The sequence below is a fragment of the Lichenicola cladoniae genome, from assembly GCF_013201075.1.
GTDB lineage: Bacteria > Pseudomonadota > Alphaproteobacteria > Acetobacterales > Acetobacteraceae > Lichenicola > Lichenicola cladoniae.
The window spans coordinates 220,187-245,565 of sequence record NZ_CP053710.1 but is presented as its reverse complement, the minus strand read 5'-3'; the positions used below and the strand labels follow the sequence as shown (position 1 = coordinate 245,565).

Here is a 25,379-nt window from a genome sequence, read left to right as displayed (position 1 = left end):
GGCCGGGCGATCAGGATTGCATTCCCTGAAGCGCTGCCGGATTGACGAGGCGGATCTGCCGAGCGGAATCCAGCCCGATGATGCCCTGCCGCTCCAGGGATGACAGGGTGCGGGACACCGTCTCGATGGTAAGGCCGAGATAGTCCGCCAAGTCTTTACGAGTCATCGACAGGACGATGATGCCTTTCTCGGACGATTGTTCCGACCAATCTATCAGGAACGTTGCCACTTTTTCGATAGCGCTTTTACGTCCGAGCAGCAGTCCATGGCCCTGAGCATGGGCCAAGTTGCGCATCGCGTAGAAGAATAACTGCCTGGACAACCCGGCGTCCAGGAGCGTAAGTCTGTCCAGCTCCTGTCGTCGGTAAGAGATGACACTGCAATCGCATACTGCTTCCGCCGTATAGCTGTAGTCGGTGCCGGCCTCTACACCGAAGACGTCGCCAGCAGTATGAAAGGCATTGATCTGCCGCCTTCCGTCGTAGAAAAACTTGCAGGCTCGTACCGTGCCGGACAAAACCTTGAAGAAGATGTGGCCGCGTTCACCTTCAGTATAGATTGTCTGGTCGGAACCAAACCGCAGAATGACGCCGTCCGACCGAATCCGTCCATCTGCCTCTTCTGCCCAGGAAGTTGCTATCGACGCGGGGATGGCAGCAGTGATTGGGAAGGTAGGGGCCGTGAATGACAGGTTCATCAAGCTCTCCAGGACAAGCTCCTTATCTACCATGATTGTGCCTGGATTATAACCGGCCGTTCCTGCGGAATATACCTACACGCTACACAGCGAAGCGGTGTCAATGCCGTCGAACCGGTCTCCATTGCGTAGTATTCTTTTAAACGCACGTGGGATGAGCAAGGTATGCTGCGCGGTAATTCTGTTCTTAGAATGAGGTTAAGACAGGCATTCTTATCCGTTCAAGAACGTCGACTGTTGTACCACCAAAGATAAGTTCTCCCGTCCGGTTATGACTGTAGGCTCCCATGAGGAGCAGTGTAGCCTTTTCCAGGTCGAGGTATTTCAAAAGAGCACTACCGGTTGTGTGAAGATCTTTTGGATGTGAGACGGCTTGGGCAGTTACTTGGCGCGCACTGAGATAGTCCACCAGATCGTCGGTGCTGGGACCCGATGATGAAGGGTTGCCGATGACCACCACGCTTACGTTAACGGCGAGCCTGAGAATAGGGAGAGCTTGAACGACGGTGCGGGTGGCGCTGGCGCCTCCATCCCATGCGATGACGACGCGCTCCAGCATACGAGCCGGCTCAACTTGTACGTCTCCAAGCCCGAGGATCAGTCGCGCGCTCATTAAAAGCGACGCACGGCTCATTGAGTCTGCGAAGATGTTTGAGCGTGAACGGCAAGGGCCTGTCAGGATCAGGTCCCTTAACCGTCCCACCCGTGCGAGAACATTATCAATACCTTTCCAGTATTCGTGCATCTCGATCCTGGGATGTCTACCGCCGGCAGGCGGACGATATGTCTCGGGCCAGGTCGAAAGGTCGCGGCGTAGTGCATCGACGTCTATCTGATCCCTATATTCCGCGTTCAGAGCAAAGCCTTTTGCCACGTCACCGCCGGTGAAATTAACATCGATTGTTGCTGGATCGTGCCCTTCATGAATAAAACCTACCTCTATACTGGAATCCAGACCGCCTGCGAGGGCTAGAGCATATCCTAGCTTCGGCAATAGAAGATCTTCCTTCTGTAGCGGGACGAATATTGTCTGGATTGACATCGAATGCATCTCACTCTCGGCTTGAGGGTGATCGAGTATGGCATGCATCTCTCACGGTAGCAGGCCCTGGGGTGCACGTCGCCTCGAACATCAACAAAATTAACTGGCGGCGATAATACCATCAGTGTTTACCAATGTAACTATTTTAGCGACACCTCGAGTGCTGCCGGGCAGGGATCCGCTTCTTCATCGACTTCTTCCTCCGATGTTGATTGAGATGGTGCATACCCTACCCCCCAATTGACAACCGGCGGCTCGGCTTGCGGGGATTACACGCATGTTTTGAGAAGATGGTCCGGTCGGTCATCGGGTCCCAGAACCGGTTGCGTCCTTTGGCTTGATTAATCACCCCATGTCCCCGGTCCACAATGACAGCGTAACGAATGAGAGAGTGGAGCATTGGCTAGACTGGTGCCGAAGTGGCGATCGCTAAAGCTGGCCGGTATATCATTCGTAAAACTGACTCCGGGCCCACAAGGTATGGCAGTAAAGTACAAAAACAGCAGATTCCGATGCGTTCGGTGCTGCAGATGGCGGTTCGCGCTCTGGCTGCGCCATGTCTCCGTCCAGCACCCAGACCTATCCACCCTGGACCCGCTTGGTCCCCGAGATCAGGCCGAGAAGTGTTGATTTGCCAAACCCGTCTGGGCCGATGAACCCGATCATGACTTCCTACGGAATGTCCAGCGTGAGGGCATCCAGCGCTACAACGCGACCATAGCGGTGGCTGACCCCTGTAAGCCGGGTCATCTGTTTGCCGGTAGCCGTCACGGGAGTGGCTTCGGTCGCAGCTGCGTCGGCCAGGGAACGTGAGGATCGCGAAGGACGTAAGCCAAGCCGGGCGGACCCGTCTTGACCCGGTCGAATGCGGCGAACAAGGGGACCGGGTCGATTCGGACACCGACACCGACACCGACACCGAACATCAGCTTGTCTTGGTCGTCCTCGGTCTCGACGTCTTTGGGCGTGAATTGTGCTTCCGAGGTGAGGAAGGTGATCCTTGCCGGCGGTGGGCTAATCGGATTGGCGCCCAGCACGATGCGCGCGTCGCGTTACCGCCCAGCCCGATGGGTCCCGCGTTCGCTGTCGACAAGTAGACATCCATATAGACATAGGTCAGGTCGATCATGGTACGGACCTTGCCGCCCGCCGGCAACACCTCGCCGGTTTCGATATGCGATACTCGATCCGCCCGCCGCCGGGCGCTACCAGCGTATTGTCGGCGATGTCGACCTGATCCAGCGCGACTGGGTGCTTGGACGCATTGAGCGCCTGTTTTGCCTCCCCACCCCGGAAAACGCCATCGTCACGGCCGCGGTCGAGGCATTCAGTTGCTGCTCCTGCTGGCCGGGCTGTTGGTGGGTGGCATAACCTTGCCGCACCAGGACAGTCGCTCGGTTGAGTTCCAGCCCGTCGAAGTCCGCCGCCGTTTTCCGTTAAGCGATGTCGGCAGCGCGGTTGTTCAGCGTGTTCCTGGCCTGAAGCACCAGGGCTTCATCTCTGCCCAACGTCGCCTTTTGGTCGCTCGTATGCATGCGTGTGACAAGCTGGCCGGTCCTGACCAGGTCTTCTTCATCAACGAGCATTTCAGCGATACAACCCACAAATTTCGTGCCAACGTCAACTCCGTCGGCGTCTGTGCGGCCATTTCCGAACGCGACGCGGGCCAGAAGCCGCGCCCGGTGCTGCTTCTACCAGTAGTAACCACCCCCAGCGGAAACATAGCAATCAGGTTACCGCGGTAGCTTCCGGCTCAGGAGTCACGTCGAGGTGGACAGGGCTGTGGATCGTATTGGCGACCGGCGACCAGAGCGTCGTATATCGAACCAACGACTCGAGGGTCTCCCGCGGTGCGTTCGCGATGAGCCAGACTGATACGCGGATCGTTTCGAACCAAATCGGACTAGGGGTCAACGACTCCCTCCCCCACGCGGATGCGGTGTCGATGTTCGCCGTCTCCGAACCTGGTCTCAGTTTCACACTATGACACATCATCGCTTGTTGTTATCAAGTCTTTGTGCTTAATGATCAGCTTCGGCGAAGCCTCTGGAAAGTTTCCGGTTGGAGTAGACGCTAATGGAGTCAAGCAGAAAATAGCCGGTGCGCGATGCGTCGACCCGTCGATGTTCTACCGTGCGGCCAATCGAGACCGCAGTCTTAATCTAAAGCAAACCGCCGTCTAGGCAAACTTTAAATTTTGGACGCTTGAGTAACAGAGAAGCGGTAACCGCCTACATCATCGAACTCGCCGACGGCGAGACTGGAACGCGCACCCGCGCTGGATGACGTCCATAGAGCGAGAAACCGTTCATGTCCTATGATCAGACCGACCGATTAACGGACAGAGGAGCGCTTGCCCACATGGATGCGGCGCTCGGACGTGTAGGCGCTAGCAGTGATCCGTTTGCCGCCATCGTGTGCTCGACACGCATGCCAGTCGTCATCACCAATCCAAGGGAAGCTGACAATCCGATCGCGTTTGTCAATGACGCATTCTGCAATTTAACTGGCTATTCCCGCGAGGAGAGCATAGGCCGAAACTGCCGCTTTTTGCAGGGGCCCGAAACTGAACCTGCCAAGGTAGCCCTAATGCGCGCCGCAGCGCGATCCGGGAAGCCACTCGATCTTGAGGTACGCAACTATCGCAAAGACGGGACACCGTTTTGGAATCGGCTGCACATGGTGCCGCTTCACGACGCAAGCGGCGATCTAATATATTTCTTTGCTAGTCAGCTTGATGTAACGGGCGAACTAGACCGGCTGCAGTTCTTAGAGCGTCACAATGCCGACCTTCTTACCGAGAAAGATGCTCGCCATCAGGCAGACGCTGCGAATGCCGAAAAGTCACGCTTCCTTGCCGTGGCCAGCCACGATATCCGTCAGCCACTACAATCACTGGTCTTACTGCAAGGTATCCTGGCCAGAACCATCCAAGGCGATCCAGCCGAAAGACTTGTTCTACGACTGGGCCAGACGCTTGAGTCAATGTCAAGCATGCTGAACTCGCTTCTCGACCTCAACCAGGTCGAAGCGGGCGCCGTGAGAACAAATATCACAGAATTTAGCATCAACGACATACTCGATCGACTCAAAGATGGGTTTGTCTACGATGCACAGGCTAAAGGTGTCCTGCTGCGGGTAGTTCCATGTAGTCTCTTTGTAAAAAGCGATCGTCGCCTGCTCGAGCAGATGATTAGAAACCTGCTTGCGAACGCCATTAAATATAGCCCTGAAGGAAAGGTCCTTGTCGGCTGCCGCCGCAACGGTACCGCACTCAGCCTTGAAGTCTGGGATACCGGGATTGGTATACCGGAAAACGCTGTTGAGACTATCTTTCGGGAGTATCACCAGCTTGATACCCAGGAGGGGCGGTCGACAAGGGGGTTGGGGCTCGGTCTGTCGATCGTCCATCGGTTCGGAAATCTGCTCGGTCATCGCATACGCGTACGCTCCGAGGTTGGCAAAGGATCGGTGTTTGCAATCGAGCTTCTACAAGCTGCCGATTCGGCGCCGTCTGCAAGCCCAGTTGTGCGGCAATTCAAAGGGCGGGGAAGCCCGCCCCTTGCGGAGGCAAGCAGCATTTTGCTGATCGAAGACGACTTGGAAACCGGTGAGATTTTACAGAACTTGCTCGGAGACGAAGGTTATCGGGTCGTGTTGGCACATAACGGGCTAGAAGCGCTGGAGCTAATAGAGGTCGAAGGTATGCGGCCGGACATATTTGTGACGGACTCAAAGCACGAAACAAGTCGGAGCGGCCCCGAAATCGCGACGAGACTGCAGGGGCACTTGAGCGCCGAGATACCAGTCATTATTTTAAGCGGTGACGCCTCGACCCATGCGGCGCATGGGACCGGTAGTCAGAACGCCGTGCGGTTGACAAAACCCGTCAAGCTGAGGGAGCTGACCGCCGCCATCCAGCGTAGCCTGTCTGTCTCGCGCTCCAGCCGCGCCGCGTCAGCGCCCCCCAAGAAGGGCACCGATCTCAGCCTCAATGAGGCGACAATATTCGTGATTGATGACAATCGAGACGTGATCGATGCCATGGGGTCCGTGATTGAGAGTGCAGGGGGAGTTGTTCAGGCCTATGCTAGTTCGGAAGCGTTCTGCGCCGTCTACAGGCCAGGACGTAATTCATGCTTACTGCTGGATGCATACCTACCGGGCATGAGCGGCCTCGCGCTCCTTCAAAAGCTTCGTGAAGACGGAGATGTCGTGCCGGTGATCATGATTACGGGTGCCAGTGACGTAGCTATGGCGGTCCAGGCTATGAAAGCAGGGGCGTCCGACTTCATAGAGAAGCCGGTTGGTGGTTCCGATCTGATTGCCAGTCTAAGGAACGCGCTCACTCACATGCATAGCTCTGAGGATCTCGCCGACCGCCGGGAGAAGGCGGCGAGCTTGGTCGCAGATCTAACCGTCCGTCAGCGGGAGATCATGGCCATGGTCCTCGCGGGACACCCCAGCAAGAATATTGCTGTCGACCTTGGAATCAGCCAGCGAACGGTCGAGAATCACCGGGCATCGATCATGCGTAAGACGAATACCAAGTCGCTTCCGGCCTTAGCCCGTCTTGCCCTGGCAGCAAACTGGGATGAACAATACGTGACGTAGGTATATTCCGACCCAGTCAATAATATGCAGGGATCTGTAAAAGGTTCTAACAAAAGCCAAGGCCCTCGTACCCTGACCGAAGACAAGTAACCATATGACCCGTATTCTCATTGTAGAAGACGACCTCATGATTGCCGACCTCGTAGAGACCCTACTCGTATTGGAGGGCTATGCTGTCATAGGAATCGCCCGTACGGTGACGGAAGCGGTTAAGCCTTGCAGTCTTCACAAGCCGGACTATGCCCTTATTGACCTGCAGCTTGCCGATGGTCGAGTAGGCACAGAAATAGTCGGTGAATTGGGCGGCCTAAATGGGCTCGGTATATTATATGCGAGCGACCATGTGAATGGCGCACAGCTTAAAGCTGCGCACGGTGTCGGCTTTATAAGCAAGCCCTACCGGCCAGCTGACCTGTTGAGCGCACTGGCGATCGTAATCGATATTGTTACCAAGGGTCACTCGGCGCTGCCCCATCCTACGGGCTTTCGGCTACTACGCCCGTCGCCGGTTGTTTGAGCAATACCGGCATAGCGTAGCGATCATAGCAGCTATAATTGGTCAGACGGTGGAACCGACTACCGGTTAACGACCGCAAGGCGTTTTAATTCCAACCACTAGAGCATCTGTCCAGGTTCTCGACGCCCCGGCGATAGGTAGTTTCCGATTCTGATCTAGGCTCGAGTTAGGCGATAGACACAGCCACACTCTGGTTGTGCTTCAGACCTTATGGTCTCCGGCCACTTTGCGAGAGTTCATCGCAAAGCGTTTTCGAGGATTCAAGAACGCCATGTTGGACGACGCATCTGCAATAATGACCCGTGAAGTCTATTCTGTCACTCCCGATGCCACTATAGCGGCCATCGCTAGGGTCCTAGCGACACACGATATCAGCGCGGTGCCGGTCTGTGATCAGTCCGGTGTCCTTGTCGGCTTGGTAAGCGAAGGTGACCTGCTGCGCCCCTTTGGTGAAAGCAACCGGCTGAGACGTGCTTGGTGGTTGTCCCTAATTGCCGAAGGAAATGACCTAGCTCCGGAATTTACCGACTACGTGCGTCAGGATCATCGTCAGGCTCGCGACGTGATGACGACTCCCGTTATCACTGCCCCAGACACGGCCACACTGCCCCAACTGTCCGATTTGCTGACCCGTCACCGCATCAAGCGGCTACCGATCCTGCGGAACGGCCGGATGGTGGGGATCGTCAGCCGTGCAGACCTAGTGCGTGCCATTTCGCAAATGCCGGCAAATACCGGGGAGCGGACGGAATTATAGACCCTTCCGTAGCAGGCTCAGATGAGCCACCCGGCGTGGCCCGAATTGGACTTTACGCAATTTGAGACGCGAACGACCGCGGTAGGCTATTGTGAATTGCTGTCGCTGCGATCGCTGCTTCGCCCGCAGCAACGCTGATTTGGTTTAGACCGCGCACGAGATCGCCGGCGGCGTAGAGCCCTTGGACTGACGTCTGCTGATGTTCGTTGACGAAAAGACGTCCGAGTTCGTTGACACGTGCGGAAAGCGCCGCAGCCAGTGAGCTCTGGGGTGTCATCCCGAACGCCGAATAGACCAAGTCGAAGTGGTGTTGTCGCCCATCTTCGGCGCTTAGTACAGTGATGCCGTCCTGATCGATGCCGACCGAGCCAACAACCACATGGTTGAGTTCGATCCCGGCTGCTTCTAATGCCGCCTTCGTTTGATCAGATAGGGCTGCCGTATCTGCAAGTGTGAGCAGCAGCGAGATCCGCGACGAATATGTGCGAAGAAAGAGCGTCTCTCTGGCAGCATGCTCCCCGTTGCCGAAGACGGCGATACACTTGTCGATCGCTTCATAACCATCACAGACTGGACAGGTCCGGATCAAGCCGCGCTTCACCGCATCGGCAAGATGCGCTAATGGCGGCTTGTTTTCAACAACACCGCTGGCGAGCAGAACCGTGTGAGCAGTGAGCTGCGTATTTGCCAGTCTGGCGGTGAACAGCCCGTCTGAACCCCGACTCAGGGTGTCGATCGTGCCGAGCTGAAGTTCAGCATCATAGCAGCGCGCCTGGCTTCGCATGAGGTCGAGTAGCACCGGGCCGCCCACTCCGGCGGGGAACCCCGGAACGTTGCGGCTGCGCGTGATCCATTCAGCGCGACTCCAGCCTTTGTCAATTACCGTTACGCGCCGGCGAAAGCGGCCTAGGTATGTTGCCGCCGTGAGGCCTGCTGGGCCGCCGCCGATCACAAGACAGTCGAGGGGCGCGGCGATGGCGTCCATCAGGTGAAAGCGAATGGCTTGGCCATACTTGGCGCGGGTGTCTGCGCCGCAGCATTCCGGCCAGCGATCCGGCCAAAGGCGAAACACTCACCGATGTTGCCGCCGGCTTGGTAGAGGAACGAATAGATCGAACCGAGTTCTCCCGCGGAGTAAAGCCGTCCAATTGGGTTGCCGTCAGCGCCCATTACCTGTGCGTTCTCGTTGCGGCAAGGGCCGCCCTGAGTATTTACGAATGCCGGAGTCAGTTCCATGGCATAGAAGGGCGGCGTATCGAGGGGTGCCATCTTATCGGCAGCCCGGTTCCAGTCTGCGTCCACGCCACCGGAAGCGAATTCGTCGAAGCGGACCACACTGGCTTCCAACGCCTCTGCGGGAATGCCGATCAAGTCAGCGAGTTCGCTGAGTGTGTCCGCCCGTTTGATCCAGCCCTTTTCGATTTCGCGAATATTGTCGTCGCTCCAGTCGTAGAGATTCCCGTGGCTGACATCCCAGTCCGTAGTGGCTTTACCGATATGGCCGGATTTGCGGAACGTTTCATCAAAGATCATATGGATCGGCACCGGTAGTGCCTGCTGTCCCCATTGGCCATGACGTTTGACTTTGCCGTGCAGGTCACCAGTGAGACAAGGATCGCCTTCCATCGTGAAGCGCGACCCGTCGCTAGCGACGAAGAGATAGCTTTTGCCATGCGGTAGATTAAGCCACTGCGCGACCGCAATCTCGGGTGCCTTAAACGATAGCAGTGGACCCGAAATGTTGTTCATGTGCCAAAGCTGAGCACCCACTTCCAGCCCCATACGAATGCCGTCGCCGGTATTGTACGGCGTTCCGTTCGGGAAGATCCTCGGCAGGCCATCTACGTAGTTTCGGACCATAGCCGGATTGTTCTCAAAGCCGCCGCAGGTTAATACGATGGCGCGGGTTGCTTTGATAGCGACGTTCTTGCCGCGTTGTTTGGTCATGACACCCACGATATTGCTGCAATCCTTTATCAGGTTGATCGCAGGCGCTTCATAGAGGACATCGATGTCGCGTGCCGAGACGGCAGCCTCGATGATCCGCCAGAGGCGTTCTCCGCCCATTGGCCCCGGGCCGTTCATCAATACCCGAACGCACTCTGAGCCAGCCATTTCGGGGAATTCTACATATGGAAGTTCGAACGGCGTCATGCCAAGACCTTCAAGCCAAGTCCGGTTGGCGTACATCTCGTTCGCCCAGACGTCGACCATAGTATTTGAGATGTCGTCCATGTAAGGGCCAGCCAGCGCCACAAAATACGCCTTGGCCAACGCCACGTCATTCGGCCAGAAGACGAGATTGGCGGATACCCGGCTGTTACCGCCTTTGTCGGCTTCGGGGGCCTTTTCTATGAGCAGGACCTTCGCGCCGGCATCATGGGCGGTGATCGCAGCGGTAGCGCCGGCAAAGCCATAGCCGATGACGATGACATCGTACTCACTGTTCCAGGCAGGCAGATCTTCGGTCATGACGAACCTCCGGCGGACCGTCTGCCTAGCCTATCTGCTGGCATCCGATCGATGATCATGAACTTAGTGGCGGACGTTGCGGGTAGTAGTATCGGAAACTACCTACAGCGCTCCGCCTGCGAAGATTGATTATGCGCTTGCCGGCGATTGCAAAGGTATCGGGCAGCCAACGTGCAAACTGTGCCATATTTAAGCCGCCGACTTCAGACACCGCCGTGTCGCGGAATGCTTCCCCGCTGATGACGAGGGGGCGGCTGACATTGGTCGCGACAATCTGACAGCACTTCTCAAGGCGTGCCTCGTAGCGTGAGGCCTGCCGTCCCCCGCGATCGTCTGCAATCTGCGGCGGTTGCCGTTCTGGACGCTCGCGAATACACTCGCTTGGATCACCCGGCTGCTGCCGGTGCAAACCGAACCGGTGTCGCTGGATTGGTTTCCCAAGTGATCGGGCTGAAGAGCTCGGCACGCACCAAGTGCTGCGACAGAAAGCGGCATTATCTGCCAGCTGTGGATCAGAAAACCAAAACGATTCAGCTATCTCACACCTTCCATACCGAGACAGTGAATCACGAGCCCGCCTCCCCGGGGATCCCATTAGTGGTTAGGACCCCTTAAAAGCTGAATATACCCATTCGACCATCTCGCATCCGCAGCGTCGGAATGCCTTCAGGCTGCATTGAAGATTCGTGAGGTGAAGGTTCCACGCGTGATGACTACGCTCATGCCAGCGACGGTAGACGATATGTCCACGTGAGCTTCAAGCTGCTTGGAAAGCGCGCCAACGATTATAGAACCGAGACCGGATCCCGGTTTCGCCGGCTCTGATACCGCCGCTCTACCGACGCCATTGTCCGATACAGTCAGCTTCCAATTCATATCAGAAATCTCGTAACTGACAAAAATACGAGCATTGGGTCTGGGGCCAGGGAAAGCGTACTTAATCGCATTAATTACTAGTTCGGTTACGATGAGACCCAGGCTGATGGCATTCTGAGAGGGGACCAACCCTTCGTCGGCAATCACGTCGATTCTTACTGGTCTACTGTTTATGATCATCGATGCCGCAAGGCCGGCGCATAGTTTCTCCAAGTATCCTGACATCTCGATCTGGTCGATCCCATCCGTCAGATGGAGATGGCTCTGTACCGTCGCCACTGACATCACCCGTTGACGGGCGTCCTCCAGATGCTGCCGGGTCTCTTCCAACGCCACACCCCGAGCCTTGAGGGTCAGGATGTTAGCGATGATCTGCAAGCTGTTGGCGACCCGGTGCTGCATCTCCTGGAAAAGCACGCGCTGCTGTGCCAGGAGCGCTTCCGTATGCTCGAGCAAAGCCTGCTTTTCCGCTTCTGCCCTTCGCCGCTCGGTGATGTCTTGGAAGGCCAACAGGGTGTTCGAGTTCGTAGTCCGCGCATAATCTACCTTCCTCGCGCTCATCAGCATGACCCGGCGGCCGAGGCCTGGAACGTCTCGTTCGACCTCGATTCCCGAGATTTGGGTGTGCTGGGACACGACTGTCTCCAGGAACCGGTGAAGGTCTGGAATGTCCCACTGCGGCTTGTCGAGATCATAGAGCGTGATGCCGTGCGCGCGCGTAGGATCGACTTGAAAAGTGTCATAGAACGGATCGTTGGCAGCGACAACGCAGAACTTATCGTCGAGAATGACGAACGGCTCAGGAATTGCCTCAACGAGCGCCAGGGCCAGCGTCTGAGCATCCTCAGGATTTTCAAACTGTCTCAACTGCAGCCCTCACGATGTTGGCTCGCCCGGCGATCGCAGACCAACTCCGCGAGCCTTCAGTATGACTATCACCCGATGAGCGGCCATTCACGGTATAAGAACCGCTGCCCCCTCGAAACGTCCAGCGCGCAAATCGGCAAGGGCGATGTTCGCGTCCTCCAGTGGGTAGGTTGTCGTTTTGACAACGATTCCCATCTTGGGGATCTGGTCGAAGAAGTCGATGCCGTCCTGCCGAGTGAGGTTGGCCACAGAGACCAATTGGCGCTCTTCCCAGAGGATTTCGTAAGGGAAGCCCGGAATGCTGCTCATGTGAATACCGGCGCAGACGACCCGTCCGCCCTTCTTTACCGCCTTCAGCGCGAGCGGCACGAGGTCTCCAACGGTTGCGTAGATGATCGCCGCATCCAAAGGGTCCGGCGGCATCTCGTCAGAACCACCGGCCCAACTGGCGCCTAAGCTCCTAGCAAAGGCTTGGTTCGCCTTATCACCCGGCCGTGTAAAGGCGAAAACCTTTCGCCCCTGCCAATTGGCGACTTGCGCGATGATATGGCCCGCAGCACCGAATCCGTAGAGCCCGATATTCTTCCCTTCGCCGGCAAGTGCTAGAGAGCGCCAGCCTATTAGGCCGGCGCAGAGAAGCGGCGCGAGTGATACGTCGCTGCCGGTTTCGCCTAAAGGAAAGGCGAAGCGCGCATCGGCGATGGTCGCGGTTGCGAACCCACCGTCGCGCGTGTAGCCAGTGAAGAGCGGTGCATCACAGAGGTTCTCGCGCTTCTCCTCGCAATAAGGACACACGCCGCACGTGTGGCCGAGCCATGGAATGCCAACACGCTCGCCGAGCTTAAGCTCAGTCACACCCGGACCGACCTCGTCGATACGGCCGACAATCTCATGGCCCGGAATGATCGGCGTTTTCGAGTTGGGCAATTCGCCATCAAGCACATGAAGGTCGGTACGGCAGACACCGCAAGCCAGCACCTTCACCCGGATCTGCCCGGGCCCGGGATGGCGATCCGGAAGCTCGGTCCAAACCAGCGGCGTCTTCGGCTCGCTCAACACCATTGCCTTCATCATGATCTTCCTACGGTGTCTGACAACGCTTTGAGGTTTTGAAGCACGGCGGGGAGCACGTCAGGTAGATCCTGCGCGACAAGGCCCAAGCCGAAATGAGAAGCGGCCGCACCATGAAGCCAAACCGCCGCCGCGGCGGCCTCGAAGGGCGCCATGCCTTGTGCCAACAACGCCGCGACAAAACCAGTGAGCACATCACCGGAGCCGCCAGTCGCAAGCTGAGGGGGTGCATTGGCGTTGATTATGGCGCGACCATCCGGTGCGGCGATGACCGTGTCTGGCCCCTTAAGGATAACCACGGCACCGCACCGCTGGGCAGCCCTTCGCGTGCGGTGCAGCTTGTCGCCGTCGACATCGAACAAGCGCAGGAACTCGCCGGCATGCGGTGTCAGCACACAGGGCCCCTTGATGGCGTCGAATAGCTGCTCCGGGGCCTCCGCGAAGGAGGTGAGGGCGTCCGCATCGAGCACCACGGCGCGTTTTGTGGCCAACGCCGCAAGGACGTAGTCGCGGGTCGATGCATTGACGCCCGCCCCCGGACCGATCGCGATCACGTTACGACGGGCGTCCGCAAGCATCGTATTAAAGTCGGTCGGGCCATCGAAGCTGTGGACGATGGCGTTCATCAGGGAGGCGGCATAAATACTCCAGACCCTTACAGGGGCCGCTACTGTAACCAAGCCCGCACCGGCGCGCGATGCTGCAAGGGCCGTCATACGGCTTGCGCCCGTAACGGCTTCACCCCCGAGCACAAGCACCTCGCCGCGCTTATATTTGAAGCCTTCGGGTTGCGGCCAAGGGTAACTCTCCAGCCACAGATCGGGGCCATTTTCCCATGTATCTTGACTGCCCGCGTTGAGGACAGAAGCGGGTATGCCAATGTCCGCTAGAACGACGTCGCCACAGAGGCCCCGACCCGGATAGAGCAGATGGCCCGGCTTCTTGCGAAAGAACGTAACCGTCACTTCAGCCCGTGCTGCGGCTCCCAGCACGTCGCCAGTGGACCCATCGACGCCGCTTGGGACGTCGATCGCACAGACCGGAATGTGACGGTGTTTTAGTGCCATGACCAGATCAAGAGCCGGGCCTGCGAGGGGCCTTGAGAGCCCTGCGCCAAACATTGCGTCCACCACGATTCCGGCTCCGTCAAGGCAGCCTGGGAGAAATGGCACTGTTGAACCATGCCACAGGTCCGCAGCGCCTGCGGCTTCGCCTACAAGCGCGTCACGTGATCCTAGAAGGGCAAGTTTTACCGGCCATCCCGCTGACCTCAAATGACTAGCCGCAACGAAGCCGTCGCCGCCATTGTTCCCGGGACCGCAAAGGACTATTACCGGCCGCATCTTCCAGCGAACGCCGACTGCCACGGCAACAGCAGCACCAGCCGCCTGCATGAGCGCAGACCCCTCGGCGCCCCCGGCGATCGCGGCCTGATCGGCCTCCTGCATCTGTAGGGACGTGAGTAGAGCGTTATCGCCGCCCTCGAGTCGATTTCGTGATCTCATCGCTGAGGCAGAGAACGTATCGATTGAACGAATTCAATCCATTGATATCCCGAAATACCCAAACCGTTCATTGAACACCTTGCCTTCCGCGTTGTCGCCGCCCCGTCCACCGGAAGTGCGCGAGCCAAGCGTGAACCGGATAACTCGGTTACCCTTGGACTATAGTTGTTGATGCCCATACCAAGGAGCATCGGAAACTACCTAGCCGTCCAATCAAAGGTTCTACTCAGTTCGGGCCGCGTATAGAGGACCATTGAGGTGTGAGTAGTTTCCGAGCCTTCCCCGTTGTAGTAATCGTCATGGATTGTCTGCCAAGTCGAAGCCTAAGGTATCTGTTGCATCAACTTTCGCGCTGGCCAGAGCAACTGAATGAACAAGCCAACCTTACCTTTTGCCGCATCGGCATAAAGCAATCAGCCACGCACCGACGGGGTGGAAATTGTGAACATTGTTTTGCTGGGACCGCCAGGCGCGGGCAAAGGAACACAAGGAGAATTACTTTCCAAACTTATGAATACTCCGAGGATCTCGACAGGCGATATGTTACGCGACGCAGCAGCGTCGGGTTCGGCGCTTGCTGCATCGGTTGATAAAACCCTCGTCGACGGTGACCTAGTGTCAGATGACATTGTGGTAGGGCTTATAAAGGAGCGACTATTGATAGCAGACTGTGCCCACGGCGCCATCTTCGACGGATTTCCCCGAACGATTAGGCAAGCAAAGGAACTCGATGACATACTTGCCGGACAACATGCAGAGATTGACCTCGTAATCAGTCTCGAGATTGTGGACGATATTCTTGTGAAAAGGGTCAAACAGCGCGAGGCAGCCGGATCAGGCCGGCAGGACGATAACGCTGAGACACTTAAGAACAGATTAGCTGTCTATCATCGTACTGCGTCGCCGCTATTGGCGTATTATCACGCGCAAGGAAAGCTGGAGTGCCTAAGCGGCCTCCCGCCCATAGCTGTCGTCAGCGACGAGATTGCCACCATGGTTCGCCGAGCTGAACGGAAGCCGATCTGAGCGGGATTTCCGCATAACATATGATTGAAAGGGCATCGTTAGTTTTAGAACGCCCTCCAAAACTCTTGAAGGACGTCGCCACCTGATTCATGAAGGAACATGGCTCCTCTCCAGTCCATACTCTCGGGTCGATCATCGAGCCATTGCTACTCGCGGCAGTGTGCCACGACCAAGATGTGACAGGCCGCGCGTGTCGGATCGCACGGCTCTGACCAGGATCCTGTTCGTCCTGCGGAACGGCATCCAGTAGGAGATGCTTGCATTTGAAAGATTGGTGGCTGGTAGTCGCGTGACCTTCCCGACTATCCTCAGAGTCCAATACGGCTGCGTTGTATCGGAAGTTTAGATGGAAAATAAGGATGCGGCGGACGCGTTGATTTAGCTTTAGATCACCTTCGCGTGCGACCGCGGTGGCAGCCACGCCCAGGTGGTACGTCTTAACATCCGATCTCCTGTGCTAGCCGATGTAACAAGACAGCTGAAGGAACCCCAATCCTGTTCCATAGTCTCGACTATCTACTCGTCCATTACGGCTACAGCGTAGTCGGCCTCATTATCATGCTTGAAAGTATGGGCGCACCATTGCCTGGCGAGACCCTGCTGATCGCCACCGGGCTTTATTGCGCGACGACCCACAAGTTGAACATCGTCTGGGTGATCGTCGTTGCGATCGCTGGCGCAATCATGGGCGACAATGTTGGTTACCTAATCGGACGTAGCCTCGGCTCCCGTGCACTGGCCCGCTGGGGTCAATATATCGGCCTTACCAAAGAGCGGCTGACACTGGGTCGCTATTTATTTCACCAACATGGCGGCATGGTGGTTTTCTTTGGCCGGTTTATCGCCATTCTCCGCACGTTCGCCGCCCTTCTAGCGGGTGCTAATCGCATGCCCTGGCATAGCTTCTTGATCTTTAATGCACTGGGCAGCATCGGGTGGGCGGGCGGATACAGTCTGGCCGCGTATGAGCTTGGCAGTGAAGTCGAGAGGTTTTCCGGCCCGCTCGGCATCGCGTTCGGCATCGCCGCGATTACTGTCATCGGCAGCGCTTTCCTTTTCCTCAAGCGCAACGAGAAACGGCTGGTGGCAGAGGCGATGCAGGCGGCCAAGGCCGAGCAAGGCACGATTGAGATCGGAAGAGGTGGGGCCTCCCGGTCTTAGCTCGACTTTGGCCATTAGGCGGCATGGCAAAGGGCGTCGGCTATAGCGCGCTGGAGAACTGGCCGGGGTTTTGTGCTGGGGGTCTTGCGCCGGGATATGAGTAAACCCTGTTCTTGCCAGATGTGGCGGCGGACTGTGGCAAGGGTGTCGCTGAACGTCGGGCGTTGCTTTCGATACCAGGCTGTTGTCGCCATTCACCGTCGCTGGGTCGAGTTGAGCCGATCCGCGAGCAAGGTCACAATGGAGAACAGCCCGAGCAGGCAGGGCGTAGTCCGGGCGATGGCCAGGTCCGACCACTGACGCTGGGTCTCGACACCAAGATGGGCTCTGGTTTCTTGGAACGTGACTTCAATCTGCCAGCGCTGGACGAACCAGCGCAGGATCTGCTCTGGCGCGCAGGCCAGACCGGTACAGAGCAGAGCCTGCGGCTCGAACCGGCTACGTGGATCGCGCACCAGCACCCAGCGGATTGGCACGACGGGCATGCCGGCATGACGCCACACGGCGGTGGCCGAGCAGAGCTCGATGATACGCTCGCCCTCACCATACCACCCGGGCACGACAACCTGCTGCCAGGCTGTGTCGGTCCCGGTCAGGATCTCGGACAGGTTCGGCAGACGTGCTCCCTTGGTCGGTGGCCGGCCGTTCGTGCCGGGCAGTCGTGGGGGTGCTGGCTTGTAGAGTGCTGCATCGAGACGCAGGCGGGTGATGCAGACGATGCTTTGCCGGCCGAGCGCATCCAGCAGTTCCAGAGCGGCAAAGCCGCTGTCGCCGACCAGCACGAGGTCGCGTTCCGGCAACCAGCGCCGTGTCTGCATCACCAGTTGCCTAGCCCAATCAGTCAGCCTCCTGTGCCGCCAGCCGTGCTACCGGCAGGCCCGCTCGGACGGGGCCAGGGACGTAAGGAGCGGCAGTGCCCAGACCCGCCCGGCCCACGGGATCGGCACCAGCAGCATCAGACTAAGCCAGCGCAGGCCAGAAGCTTTCACAAAGTGCCCATGGGATGAGCGCACCGGGTCACGGTAGATCCCCTTGGCGCTGATGCGCTTGCCCCGGCGCCGCTCGATGGTGTCGTCGATACCCAGAACCAGTGGTCCAGTCGGCGCAAAGGCCGCAATCAACAAGCCGAGCAACAGGCGGGACGCGGCCAGTGGGTTCCAGGCGGCACGGTTGAGCACGCGATGATAGTTCACGAACCGCCGCCCCTGGGCGAGCCCCGAGATCCGCAGCAGGCTCGTCACGGTGCGCTTCCCCGGTGCCAGGATCGCACCCAGCAGCAGCACCTCGGCATGTCGCCAGCTGCGTTGGAAAAACAGCGGCGCAAAGCTCAGGATCACTGGGGCGAAGCGGGATGGCAGACGAAGCATGGTGGCGTCTCTTGGGGGGACACCGCTATGCTAATCAGCCACTCGCCTCGACGCCTACGTCCACGTCAAATGGCCAAAGTCGAGCTTAGGATGTAATCCGTAAGCAGTCCCGCTCGCACCAACATACAAGCGAGCGACCAGCTCAGTTCGGGGTTTTTCAGGTATGCGATAAAGACTAGCGACTAGATCACGGGTTCGCCAGAGACGGGACGAGCATGTGATCTTGCGGGCCTTGAAAATCTCCCTTTGTATCGAAGGCGCTGAGAACTCCAAGTCGGCCGCAGGCCCGGTTACCGCCTTGTACACTGGTGTGGTGCAGATCGAGTGGCTCTATATTGTCTTCTTCTCCGGCAGCGCCATCAAGCGGGTCGAGACACCAACCAATGAAGACGTTTATGGTGATCGTGAGGGATCCTCTTGGCGGGCGCGGCCCGTGGTTACAACTTTGTCAGGCACCGCTCGACAGTGATGATACCGGCTTGGCTTCTTGCTTCGATAGATACCGCTCAAATCGTAAACAGCTTTAAACGTATTTGCCAAAGAGCTACCTGGTAGTCCCGGTTCGTTAAACACTATCTTCTGAACGATAAGTTCACGTGTACTTCATCTTAGGATGGTAAACACACGACGATGGCTTCCACGTGCGCCCGTTTGAAGATGGCGTCCGAGTAAGGATTAGGAGCCTGCAGTCACTTTGTAGTCGGTTCACCCGGCAAGCCCAGCCTACGGCCATGAGCCGAAAGTCCGCCTGATAAGCATTCACTATTAACTGCGTCAAGGCCCTCAAACAACGGATCACCAGATCCAATGATACATGAAGGTTGGCGACCTCGCCTTCGCCATCGTGAATGTCGGATGTCTGCGTGTTTAGTCGTCTCTGCTCCCAAGACGGCAAACCTTTCCTGGTCGAAGGTGCAATGAAGCGCTGACGATCAACCCAATTGTTACTATTTGCTTGTTAGAGTGGTCATGTGTGTTTTCGGTGTAACGGGCCTCGTATCTGGACCTAGACCAGTTCCGATGCTCATGCTGATCGCGATAGTGAAGCCGATCAAGGCGCAGGCAATGAATAACCATAAGCTGGTTACTACGACCGAAGAGGCAGCCTCCGGGCCGGAGCCCGCGGTGGCCTTGGAAGACCGTGGACCAAGTGGAAGCAGGTCGATCAAACGCAGCGCAGTCGAACGCGCGGACTCGTCCGGCAAATGACGTAGCTGCATCAGCGCGATGCTCTGGGTAAGGTCATCGACCGCAGAGTCCTTTGATTTACGGGACCAAACAGCGGCCTCTTCCCAAGGATCCTTTCCAAGCCGCGCCAGCACCGAAAGTACTGTTATGCTAGAGCCATTGGCTTCCGTGCCAACATCCGAGTAAAGGAAAGTTGCTAGACCAGAGTCCCGGAGGGCGAACACGTTAGCCAAGTTTCTATCCTTCGCAAATTCGGCATTCATTTCTGGCTAAGTCATTGATCAAGACTTCTAAGATCTGTAGAGCGCGATTTAACGGGCTGGCCAAGCCCCGGAAAATACCTAGGGCCCGGACTCATTACAGCCACCAGATGACGGTCGCTGCGAGGGTGATGGCGCTCATGATGTTTTTGCCGTTGCGATCGAAACGCGTCGCGATGCGACGCCACTCCTTGAGGCGGCAGAACATTCGCTCGAGGAGGTTGCGCTGCTTGTAGATCGTACCGTCATAATCATGCTGGTTCTTGCGTGGCGGGAGCACGGGCTTGGTGCCGCGCTCGCTCAGCCACTCCCGCAGGGCCTAGCTGACGTAGCTCTTGTCCGCCGGCATAGTCGCCCAAACCCAGCATGTGTAGCCATCCCGCCGGGCTCCAGACTCAGTGCGCGACAGGGGCGTACAGGAGGAGCGACCACAGCGAGGTGAACAGCACCAACGCTGGGAACTTCATCCGATCGGCAAAGCTGCCGCTGATGACCGCCGGAGCTATGTTGGCGAAGGTCATTTGGAAGAAAACGAGTGTGCTCTGTGGCACCGTCATCACCAGCGTAAGTAGCAGCCCAGCATTGAGGCTGAACGGTCGGTGCGAGCCAAAGGTCGAATTATTAAGTCCAGCCGCCGAGAGATCGCCTATCCAATACGACCCATTGTTGAACGCCAAGCTGTAGCCGACCAGCGTTCATACAAGCGTGACCAAAGAGCAGATGATGATGCTCTGCATCATGATCGTTAGCACGTCTTTACAGCGCACCATGACGCCACAAGACAACACTAAGCCGGAAATCGTCATCATCAGCACGCCGCAGATGAGCATCCAGGCTGTATCACCGGCGTTAGAGCGCCTTTCAAAACCTCTTCTGCAGCGTGTTGAAGCAGATCAATGAGCAGGCGAGAGCGGTGAATGCGTGGTGGATATCGCTTCTGCGCTCGTAGCGCGTGACGAGCCGGCGGTAGCGGTTGATCCACGCGAAGGTCCGCTCGATGACCCACCTGTGTCGGCCCAGCTTCTGGCTGGTCTCGACGCCGCGCCGGGCGATGCGGGGTGAGATCCCACGGCGGCGGCAGGCCTGGCGGCAACGTCGGTGATCGTAGGCCTTGTCGGCGTGCAGCTTGTCCGGCCGGTGTCGTGCCCGGCCCGGCTTGCCGCCGATCGGCAGGATGCTGTCGAGCAGTTCCTCGAACGGCATGCTGTCGTTGGTGTTGGCGCCGGTCAGTATGAAGGCGAGCGGGATGCCGCTCCGGTCCGTGACGAGATGGCGTTTCGTGCCGAGCCTGCCTCGATCGGTCGGGTTTGGCCCTGTCTTGTCGCCCCCCTTTTTGCAGCCAGCGATGCGCTGTCCAGGCAGGCCCGGCTCCAGTCGATCCGGTCGGCCGCCCGCAGCCGACGCAGCAGTTCGCGGTGCAGTGCATCCCACACGCCCGCCTCTTGCCAATCCCGCAAGCGACGCCAGCACGTGATGCCCGAGCCGCACCCCACCTCAAGCGGTAGCATCTCCCACTGGATGCCGGTCCGTAGCACGAACAGGATCCCGGTCAGCGCCGCCCGATCCGGTACCCGCGGCCTACCGCCCCGCGGTCGTGGCGGAGGCACGGGCAGCAACGGCTCGATGATCGACCAGAGGGCGTCGGAGACGAGAGGAGAAGCCATGTCTCCTCATGAATCAGATCGCCGGGCAGTACAAGGTTTTGAAAGGCGCTCTTAGTGGCCGTCCCCACCATGGGTAGATGAAAGAAATGCGCCAGCAGGAACCTGCTGAGTAATGCAGTGAATATTACCGCCGCCAAGAAGAATCTCGCGGGCAGGAACGCCGATCACTTCATGTTTGGGAAAGATGTCTCTCATCATGCTTAGCGCCTGCTCGTCGGTAGCGCGATCTAACATCGGCAAAATGAGACGACCGTTGGTGATCAGGAAATTGACATATGAGCCTGCAAGCCTGGTGCCGGCTCTCCGGTTCATACCCGGCCCGCTCATGGTGGTTACTGCTTCCTCGTTGCTGATAGTCAGAGGCCCGGGCTGTTGCACCTTATGCACCTTAAAGCTCCGGCCTTTGGCGTCCACTTCGCACTCGAGCACCGCAAGAGCCGCCTGCGAACGTGCAGCCTGCGGGTCGGTGGCATCCTCCGTCCAGGTGAGGATTACCTCGGCGGGCCGGGAGAAACAGCAGATGTTGTCGACATGGCCACTGGTCTCGTCGGCGAACACGCCAGACGGAAGCCAGATGATCTTGTCGATATTGAGATAGTCCTCCAGGAAGTCACCAATCTGCTGTTTGGTCAGCGCGGGATTGCGATCCGGGTTGAGCAACACCTCCTCGGTCACCAGCAGCGTGCCCTCGCCGTCGCTATGGATCGAGCCACCTTCCATTACAAGCGGCGCGGCGTAGCGAGCGAAATGGTGGTGGTCACATACGAGGGAGCTCACCTGAGCGTCGCGGTCCCACGGCGAATAGAGCCCCCCCTTGAGGCCGCCGTAGGCATTAAAGATCCAACTGACGCCACGCCGCTCCCCATGAGTGTCAACTACTATAGAGGGACCAGAATCACGGATCCAAGCGTCGTCGCTCGCCATCGATACCAGATTGATACCAGCCGGCAGCCGGCGTTCGGCCTGCGCCATGAATTCAGCTGGCACGCCCATGATGACCGGCGTCGCGCCCATGATCGCCTCCGCGACCGCGGCATAGGCCTCCTGCGCCGGTCGCGCGGCCTCGCGCCAGTTGTCAGGGCGGTATGGCCACAGCATCCACACCGCCTCTTGGGGGGCCCATTCCGGGGGCATCCAGAAGCCGTCAGAACTTGGCCGGCTGGTCAGGGTAGTGCGGGTCACCTCAGATCCCGCCATCGACGGCGTGGACACCGTCTGACGTCAATAGCGTGCGATACATGCCTGGACGACGATCGCGAAAGACGCCCCACCAGTCGCGTTGCACGGCAATGGCATCCAGATCGAAGCTGTGCACCTGTACCCCCTCGGTAACGCGGTCGCCCTGCGCCACCAACGCGCCGGTTTGATCGGCAATGAACGCCGAACCGTAAAAGGTCAACGACAGGTTGGAGGCGGTCTTGCTCGTCTCCGTACCGATGCGGTTGGAAACGATCACCGGCGTGAGATTTGCGCCGGCGGCGCCTTGCTGCACGCGCGTCCAATGCGGCTGGCTGTCATAGGTAGCCACCCCGGGTTCCGAGCCGATGGCAGTGGGATGGAAGATGAGCTCAGCGCCTAGGAGAGAAAGACTACGTTGTGTCTCCGGGAACCACTGATCCCAACAGATTCCGACACCGATACGGGCAAAGGCGGTATCCCAGACCTGGAAGCCGGTGTCCCCAGGCGTAAAGAACTGCTTCTCCTGGTAGCCGTTGTCATTGGGAATATGGGTTTTGCGATAAACGCCCAATATTGCGCCGTCTGCATCAATCATTGCGAGCGAGTTGAAGTAGGCGCGATTCGCCTTTTCGAAAAAGCTAAGCGGCAAGACCACGTGCAGTTCCGCTGCCAACGCCTGAAAATGCTGGATCAGCCGGCTGTCGTCGGCCGGCTGCGCCAGTGTCAGGTGAGACAAGTCCTGATCGATGCAAAAATACGGCGTCCCAAAGAGTTCCTGAAGCAGGATGATTTGGGCCCCCTTGGCGTGCGCAGCCCGTACAAGTCCTTCGGCGCGGCGGATGTTGTCGTCTATATCCCAGCTGCAGCGCATTTGCGTGGCAGCCACGGTGACAACGCGTGTCATGGACTGTCCTTCCGCTAAACCGTGACCGCCTCTGCGTAGTCGAAGTTTAAAAATCCCATGGCTGTCAGACAGTAGCCATAGGGCTGGGTAAGATTAAGGAAGTTATGCCAGAACTTGAACTCGCTGTGCTTCTCTATACCACGTAGACTCAGCTCATGATTCAGCGACTTGGTCAGCCACATGTGGGCATGTGCCTCGGCAATGCCGTCATCGATGGGTGTTTGAAAGTATTCGACATACTCAGCTACCCAGCCGCCGATCAGCTCGCCCTTCGAGTCCTTACCCCAGCAGATACCGAGGCCTGTCGCGATCGCGCGATGCTCGCTGAGCTGCGCACCCGTCGCCGCCATGATCACCTCCAGCACGGCGCCATGGTGGAAATGTCGCTTTACTTGCTCTACCGGCACAATTCGCCCAAAGATTTCTTTGGGGAGCACCGACGTATAAGGAATGATGTTGAAGTTGTGGATCTTGGCGTCAAGCAACGCTGAGTCATAGCAAAAGGTCTCGTAAGGCTGGGGAGGAATTCCATCATTGGCCTCACCAGTGCCGCCGGTGGTGAACCCCAGCGTCGGGAAGCGGGTGCCTAGAGTCATGTGGAAAGCCTTTAATAGAGTTTCAGGGTTTAGGACAGTCGCTCAGGTGACGCTGATCACGCCCGTGGCGAAAAGTCCAATGGACAAGATACCGATTGTCAACAGCAAGAAGGTGGCAATTTTCTCGCGTCTGGTGAAGACCGGCTCGCCGGGCGCGTGATCGTGACGCGCCCACCAGAAGACTGGCACACCGATCGAAAATATGATGGTGGACATCAGGATGAACTCTGCACCGGCGGCATAAAGTAGCCACGCCGCGTAGATCGACCCCAGAATGCCGGTCACCAGGGCGTTGCGCCGGGATTCGGAGTGAGTGGCAACATAAGCGGGGTTCGCAGCGTAGACGCTTAGGTACAGCGTGCTGGCGAAATACGGCGGAAGGATCATAACGCCCGTAATATCTACCAACCACAACCACGCGTTATGGGCAAAGAGCACCACAAACAGCGATGCCTGCATCGCAACCGACGAAACCACCAGTGACGGAGCGGGCGCATGAAAGCGATTTTCATTGGCAAGAAATTTCGGGAATACGCCCCCTTTTGCGCCTTCCAGCGGCAACTCCGCGACTAGGATGGTCCAGGCAAGCCAGCAACTCAACACTGACAGCAGCAGGGAAACGTTTACGAAGGCGGCTCCCCAATGTCCCACCACGGCCTGTAATACATAGGCGGCGGAGGGATTGGCGAGCTTAGCTAGCGCATCCTGGTGCATGATCCCGAATGGCAGGATCGATAACACTGAGTATAGCACCGTGCAGACGCCGAGGCCGATGAAGGTGGCTGGTCCGACGCTTGACATGGAGCGCGCTCGTCCCGAGACGACGACTGCGGCTTCGATCCCGATGAACACCCAGAGCGTTACCAGCATGGTGCTCTTTACTTGGGTGAAGACGCTCCCGAGATGCCCAGCCCGACCCCAGATGTCGAACGCGAACATGCCACCGCTAACGAAAAACGCCATAACTACGAGCGCTGCTAGTATCGACGTGATGTTGAGCACGCTGGCCATTACGTTCAGTAGGGCGGTACGCTTGACGCCTAGCAGCACAATGCCGCACATCACCCAGATCAGCAGTGACGCGCCGATGATAGAAGGCCAATTCTGTCCGGTCGCAAAGATCGGGAAGAAGTAGCCTAGGATCTGCATGATCAACACGGCGAAGGCAACATTGCCAAAAACCGAACTGAGCCAATATCCCCAGGACATCTGAAATCCGGCGAACGAGCCGAAGCCAGCCCGTGCGTACGAGTAAATGCCGGCTTTCAGATCTGGCCGCTTGTCAGCAAGAATCCGGAAGCTATTCGCCAGGAAGTACATGCCGACCAGCGTCATTGCCCAAGCAATGCAGATCGCGGCAAGCCCCGCTTTCTGCGCCATGTTCTGAGGAAGGTTGAACGTTCCACCGCCGATCATCGAGCTGATGACGATGCCGCTGAGCAGAACAAGCCCCAGCTTCCGATCGGCCGGACCTTCCGGTTTAGAAGTGGAAGCTGCAAACGTGACGGGCGATTTTGTGGTGGCCGCAGTCATCGTAGTCTAATAATATTCATGGGATCGTATTCCTTTCGATGGCCCGAAGAGATAGTGCTCACGAACTGACTGAGCGGGCGATG

The 25,379-nt window shown here is 57.8% G+C and carries 23 protein-coding genes and 1 pseudogene; 8 read left to right on the top strand and 16 right to left on the bottom strand.

The window, feature by feature from the left end:
- Positions 1-10 precede the first annotated feature (10 nt).
- From HN018_RS25360 to HN018_RS25350, 3 genes are all read right to left on the bottom strand, one after another.
- Entirely contained in the window at positions 11-697 is a 687-nt protein-coding gene (locus HN018_RS25360; RefSeq protein WP_171834358.1) for a helix-turn-helix domain-containing protein, read from the bottom strand.
- A 187-nt stretch (positions 698-884) separates the two neighbouring features.
- The gene (locus tag HN018_RS25355; protein ID WP_171834359.1) at positions 885-1,739 is read right to left on the bottom strand and encodes a universal stress protein; all 855 of its coding nucleotides are present in this window, start codon (positions 1,737-1,739) and stop codon (positions 885-887) included.
- A gap of 767 nt (positions 1,740-2,506) precedes the next feature.
- A complete protein-coding gene (locus HN018_RS25350) occupies positions 2,507-2,776 on the bottom strand; it encodes a hypothetical protein (protein WP_171834360.1) in 270 nt (89 codons plus the stop codon).
- A 294-nt stretch (positions 2,777-3,070) separates the two neighbouring features.
- Between HN018_RS25350 and HN018_RS25345 the strand changes: the two genes are divergently transcribed.
- The 4 genes from HN018_RS25345 to HN018_RS25325 all read left to right on the top strand — a co-directional run bounded on the left by HN018_RS25345 (position 3,071) and on the right by HN018_RS25325 (position 7,627).
- Positions 3,071-3,484 (top strand): hypothetical protein, encoded by a 414-nt coding sequence (locus HN018_RS25345; protein WP_171834361.1) that lies wholly within the window; start codon positions 3,071-3,073, stop codon positions 3,482-3,484.
- A 616-nt stretch (positions 3,485-4,100) separates the two neighbouring features.
- Positions 4,101-6,353, top strand: coding sequence for a response regulator (locus tag HN018_RS25335; protein WP_171834363.1), 2,253 nt, complete (start codon positions 4,101-4,103; stop codon positions 6,351-6,353).
- A gap of 94 nt (positions 6,354-6,447) precedes the next feature.
- Complete coding sequence (locus tag HN018_RS25330) at positions 6,448-6,870, top strand: response regulator (protein ID WP_171834364.1); 423 nt, start codon at positions 6,448-6,450, stop codon at positions 6,868-6,870.
- Positions 6,871-7,141: 271 nt separating this feature from the next.
- Complete coding sequence (locus HN018_RS25325; protein WP_171834365.1) at positions 7,142-7,627, top strand: CBS domain-containing protein; 486 nt, start codon at positions 7,142-7,144, stop codon at positions 7,625-7,627.
- Between the two features lie 52 nt (positions 7,628-7,679).
- Here the strand turns inward: HN018_RS25325 and HN018_RS25320 are convergent, their stop codons facing one another.
- The 5 genes from HN018_RS25320 to HN018_RS25300 form a co-directional block, all read right to left on the bottom strand.
- The gene (locus HN018_RS25320; protein WP_171834366.1) at positions 7,680-8,612 is read right to left on the bottom strand and encodes an NAD(P)/FAD-dependent oxidoreductase; all 933 of its coding nucleotides are present in this window, start codon (positions 8,610-8,612) and stop codon (positions 7,680-7,682) included.
- Positions 8,612-10,099, bottom strand: coding sequence for an FAD-dependent oxidoreductase (locus HN018_RS25315; protein WP_171834367.1), 1,488 nt, complete (start codon positions 10,097-10,099; stop codon positions 8,612-8,614). Before HN018_RS25315 ends, HN018_RS25320 begins: the two co-directional genes overlap by 1 nt.
- 666 nt (positions 10,100-10,765) lie before the next feature.
- Positions 10,766-11,842, bottom strand: coding sequence for a sensor histidine kinase (locus HN018_RS25310; protein ID WP_171834368.1), 1,077 nt, complete (start codon positions 11,840-11,842; stop codon positions 10,766-10,768).
- Positions 11,843-11,929: 87 nt separating this feature from the next.
- A complete protein-coding gene (locus HN018_RS25305; protein WP_171834380.1) occupies positions 11,930-12,913 on the bottom strand; it encodes a zinc-dependent alcohol dehydrogenase family protein in 984 nt (327 codons plus the stop codon).
- Positions 12,913-14,361, bottom strand: coding sequence for an NAD(P)H-hydrate dehydratase (locus tag HN018_RS25300; protein ID WP_338034042.1), 1,449 nt, complete (start codon positions 14,359-14,361; stop codon positions 12,913-12,915). Before HN018_RS25300 ends, HN018_RS25305 begins: the two co-directional genes overlap by 1 nt.
- A gap of 489 nt (positions 14,362-14,850) precedes the next feature.
- On the opposite strand from HN018_RS25300, the gene HN018_RS25295 reads away from it, so the two are divergent.
- Positions 14,851-15,444, top strand: a complete 594-nt coding sequence (locus tag HN018_RS25295) for an adenylate kinase (protein WP_338034041.1) — start codon at positions 14,851-14,853, stop codon at positions 15,442-15,444.
- A gap of 558 nt (positions 15,445-16,002) precedes the next feature.
- On the top strand, positions 16,003-16,605 hold the full coding sequence (locus tag HN018_RS25290; protein ID WP_171834370.1) for a DedA family protein: 603 nt from the start codon (positions 16,003-16,005) through the stop codon (positions 16,603-16,605).
- A 14-nt stretch (positions 16,606-16,619) separates the two neighbouring features.
- Here the strand turns inward: HN018_RS25290 and HN018_RS25285 are convergent.
- A pseudogene (locus tag HN018_RS25285) lies at positions 16,620-17,972 on the bottom strand (IS701 family transposase).
- Positions 17,973-18,204: 232 nt separating this feature from the next.
- Here HN018_RS25285 and HN018_RS25280 point away from each other — a divergent pair.
- Positions 18,205-18,441, top strand: a complete 237-nt coding sequence (locus HN018_RS25280; protein WP_171834371.1) for a hypothetical protein — start codon at positions 18,205-18,207, stop codon at positions 18,439-18,441.
- A 1,076-nt stretch (positions 18,442-19,517) separates the two neighbouring features.
- Here HN018_RS25280 and HN018_RS25275 read toward each other — a convergent pair.
- Together HN018_RS25275 and HN018_RS25270 are read right to left on the bottom strand one after the other, a co-directional pair.
- Complete coding sequence (locus tag HN018_RS25275; RefSeq protein ID WP_171834372.1) at positions 19,518-19,700, bottom strand: transposase; 183 nt, start codon at positions 19,698-19,700, stop codon at positions 19,518-19,520.
- 115 nt (positions 19,701-19,815) lie between these two features.
- Entirely contained in the window at positions 19,816-20,097 is a 282-nt protein-coding gene (locus tag HN018_RS25270; protein ID WP_171834373.1) for an ammonium transporter, read from the bottom strand.
- A 28-nt stretch (positions 20,098-20,125) separates the two neighbouring features.
- Between HN018_RS25270 and HN018_RS25265 the strand changes: the two genes are divergently transcribed.
- Positions 20,126-20,320, top strand: a complete 195-nt coding sequence (locus HN018_RS25265; RefSeq protein WP_172443576.1) for a hypothetical protein — start codon at positions 20,126-20,128, stop codon at positions 20,318-20,320.
- Here HN018_RS25265 and HN018_RS25260 read toward each other — a convergent pair.
- The 5 genes from HN018_RS25260 to HN018_RS25240 all read right to left on the bottom strand — a co-directional run bounded on the left by HN018_RS25260 (position 20,282) and on the right by HN018_RS25240 (position 25,296).
- Positions 20,282-21,084, bottom strand: a protein-coding gene (locus HN018_RS25260) for an IS5 family transposase (protein ID WP_172443520.1) whose coding sequence is annotated in 2 segments (ribosomal slippage) — positions 20,282-20,748 and positions 20,748-21,084 — 804 coding nt in all. Because the reading frame shifts where the segments join, the coding sequence is not laid out codon by codon here. The genes HN018_RS25265 and HN018_RS25260 overlap by 39 nt on opposite strands.
- A 51-nt stretch (positions 21,085-21,135) precedes the next feature.
- Positions 21,136-22,281, bottom strand: a complete 1,146-nt coding sequence (gene aguA, locus HN018_RS25255) for an agmatine deiminase (protein ID WP_171837737.1) — start codon at positions 22,279-22,281, stop codon at positions 21,136-21,138.
- Positions 22,268-23,167 carry an N-carbamoylputrescine amidase gene (gene aguB, locus HN018_RS25250; protein ID WP_171837734.1) on the bottom strand — a complete coding sequence of 300 codons (900 nt, stop codon included), beginning with the start codon at positions 23,165-23,167 and terminating at the stop codon, positions 22,268-22,270. Before aguB ends, aguA begins: the two co-directional genes overlap by 14 nt.
- Positions 23,168-23,181: 14 nt before the next feature.
- Positions 23,182-23,763, bottom strand: coding sequence for a pyruvoyl-dependent arginine decarboxylase (locus HN018_RS25245; RefSeq protein ID WP_171837733.1), 582 nt, complete (start codon positions 23,761-23,763; stop codon positions 23,182-23,184).
- 42 nt (positions 23,764-23,805) lie between these two features.
- Positions 23,806-25,296 carry a basic amino acid/polyamine antiporter gene (locus HN018_RS25240; RefSeq protein ID WP_171837732.1) on the bottom strand — a complete coding sequence of 497 codons (1,491 nt, stop codon included), beginning with the start codon at positions 25,294-25,296 and terminating at the stop codon, positions 23,806-23,808.
- Positions 25,297-25,379: the final 83 nt, after the last annotated feature.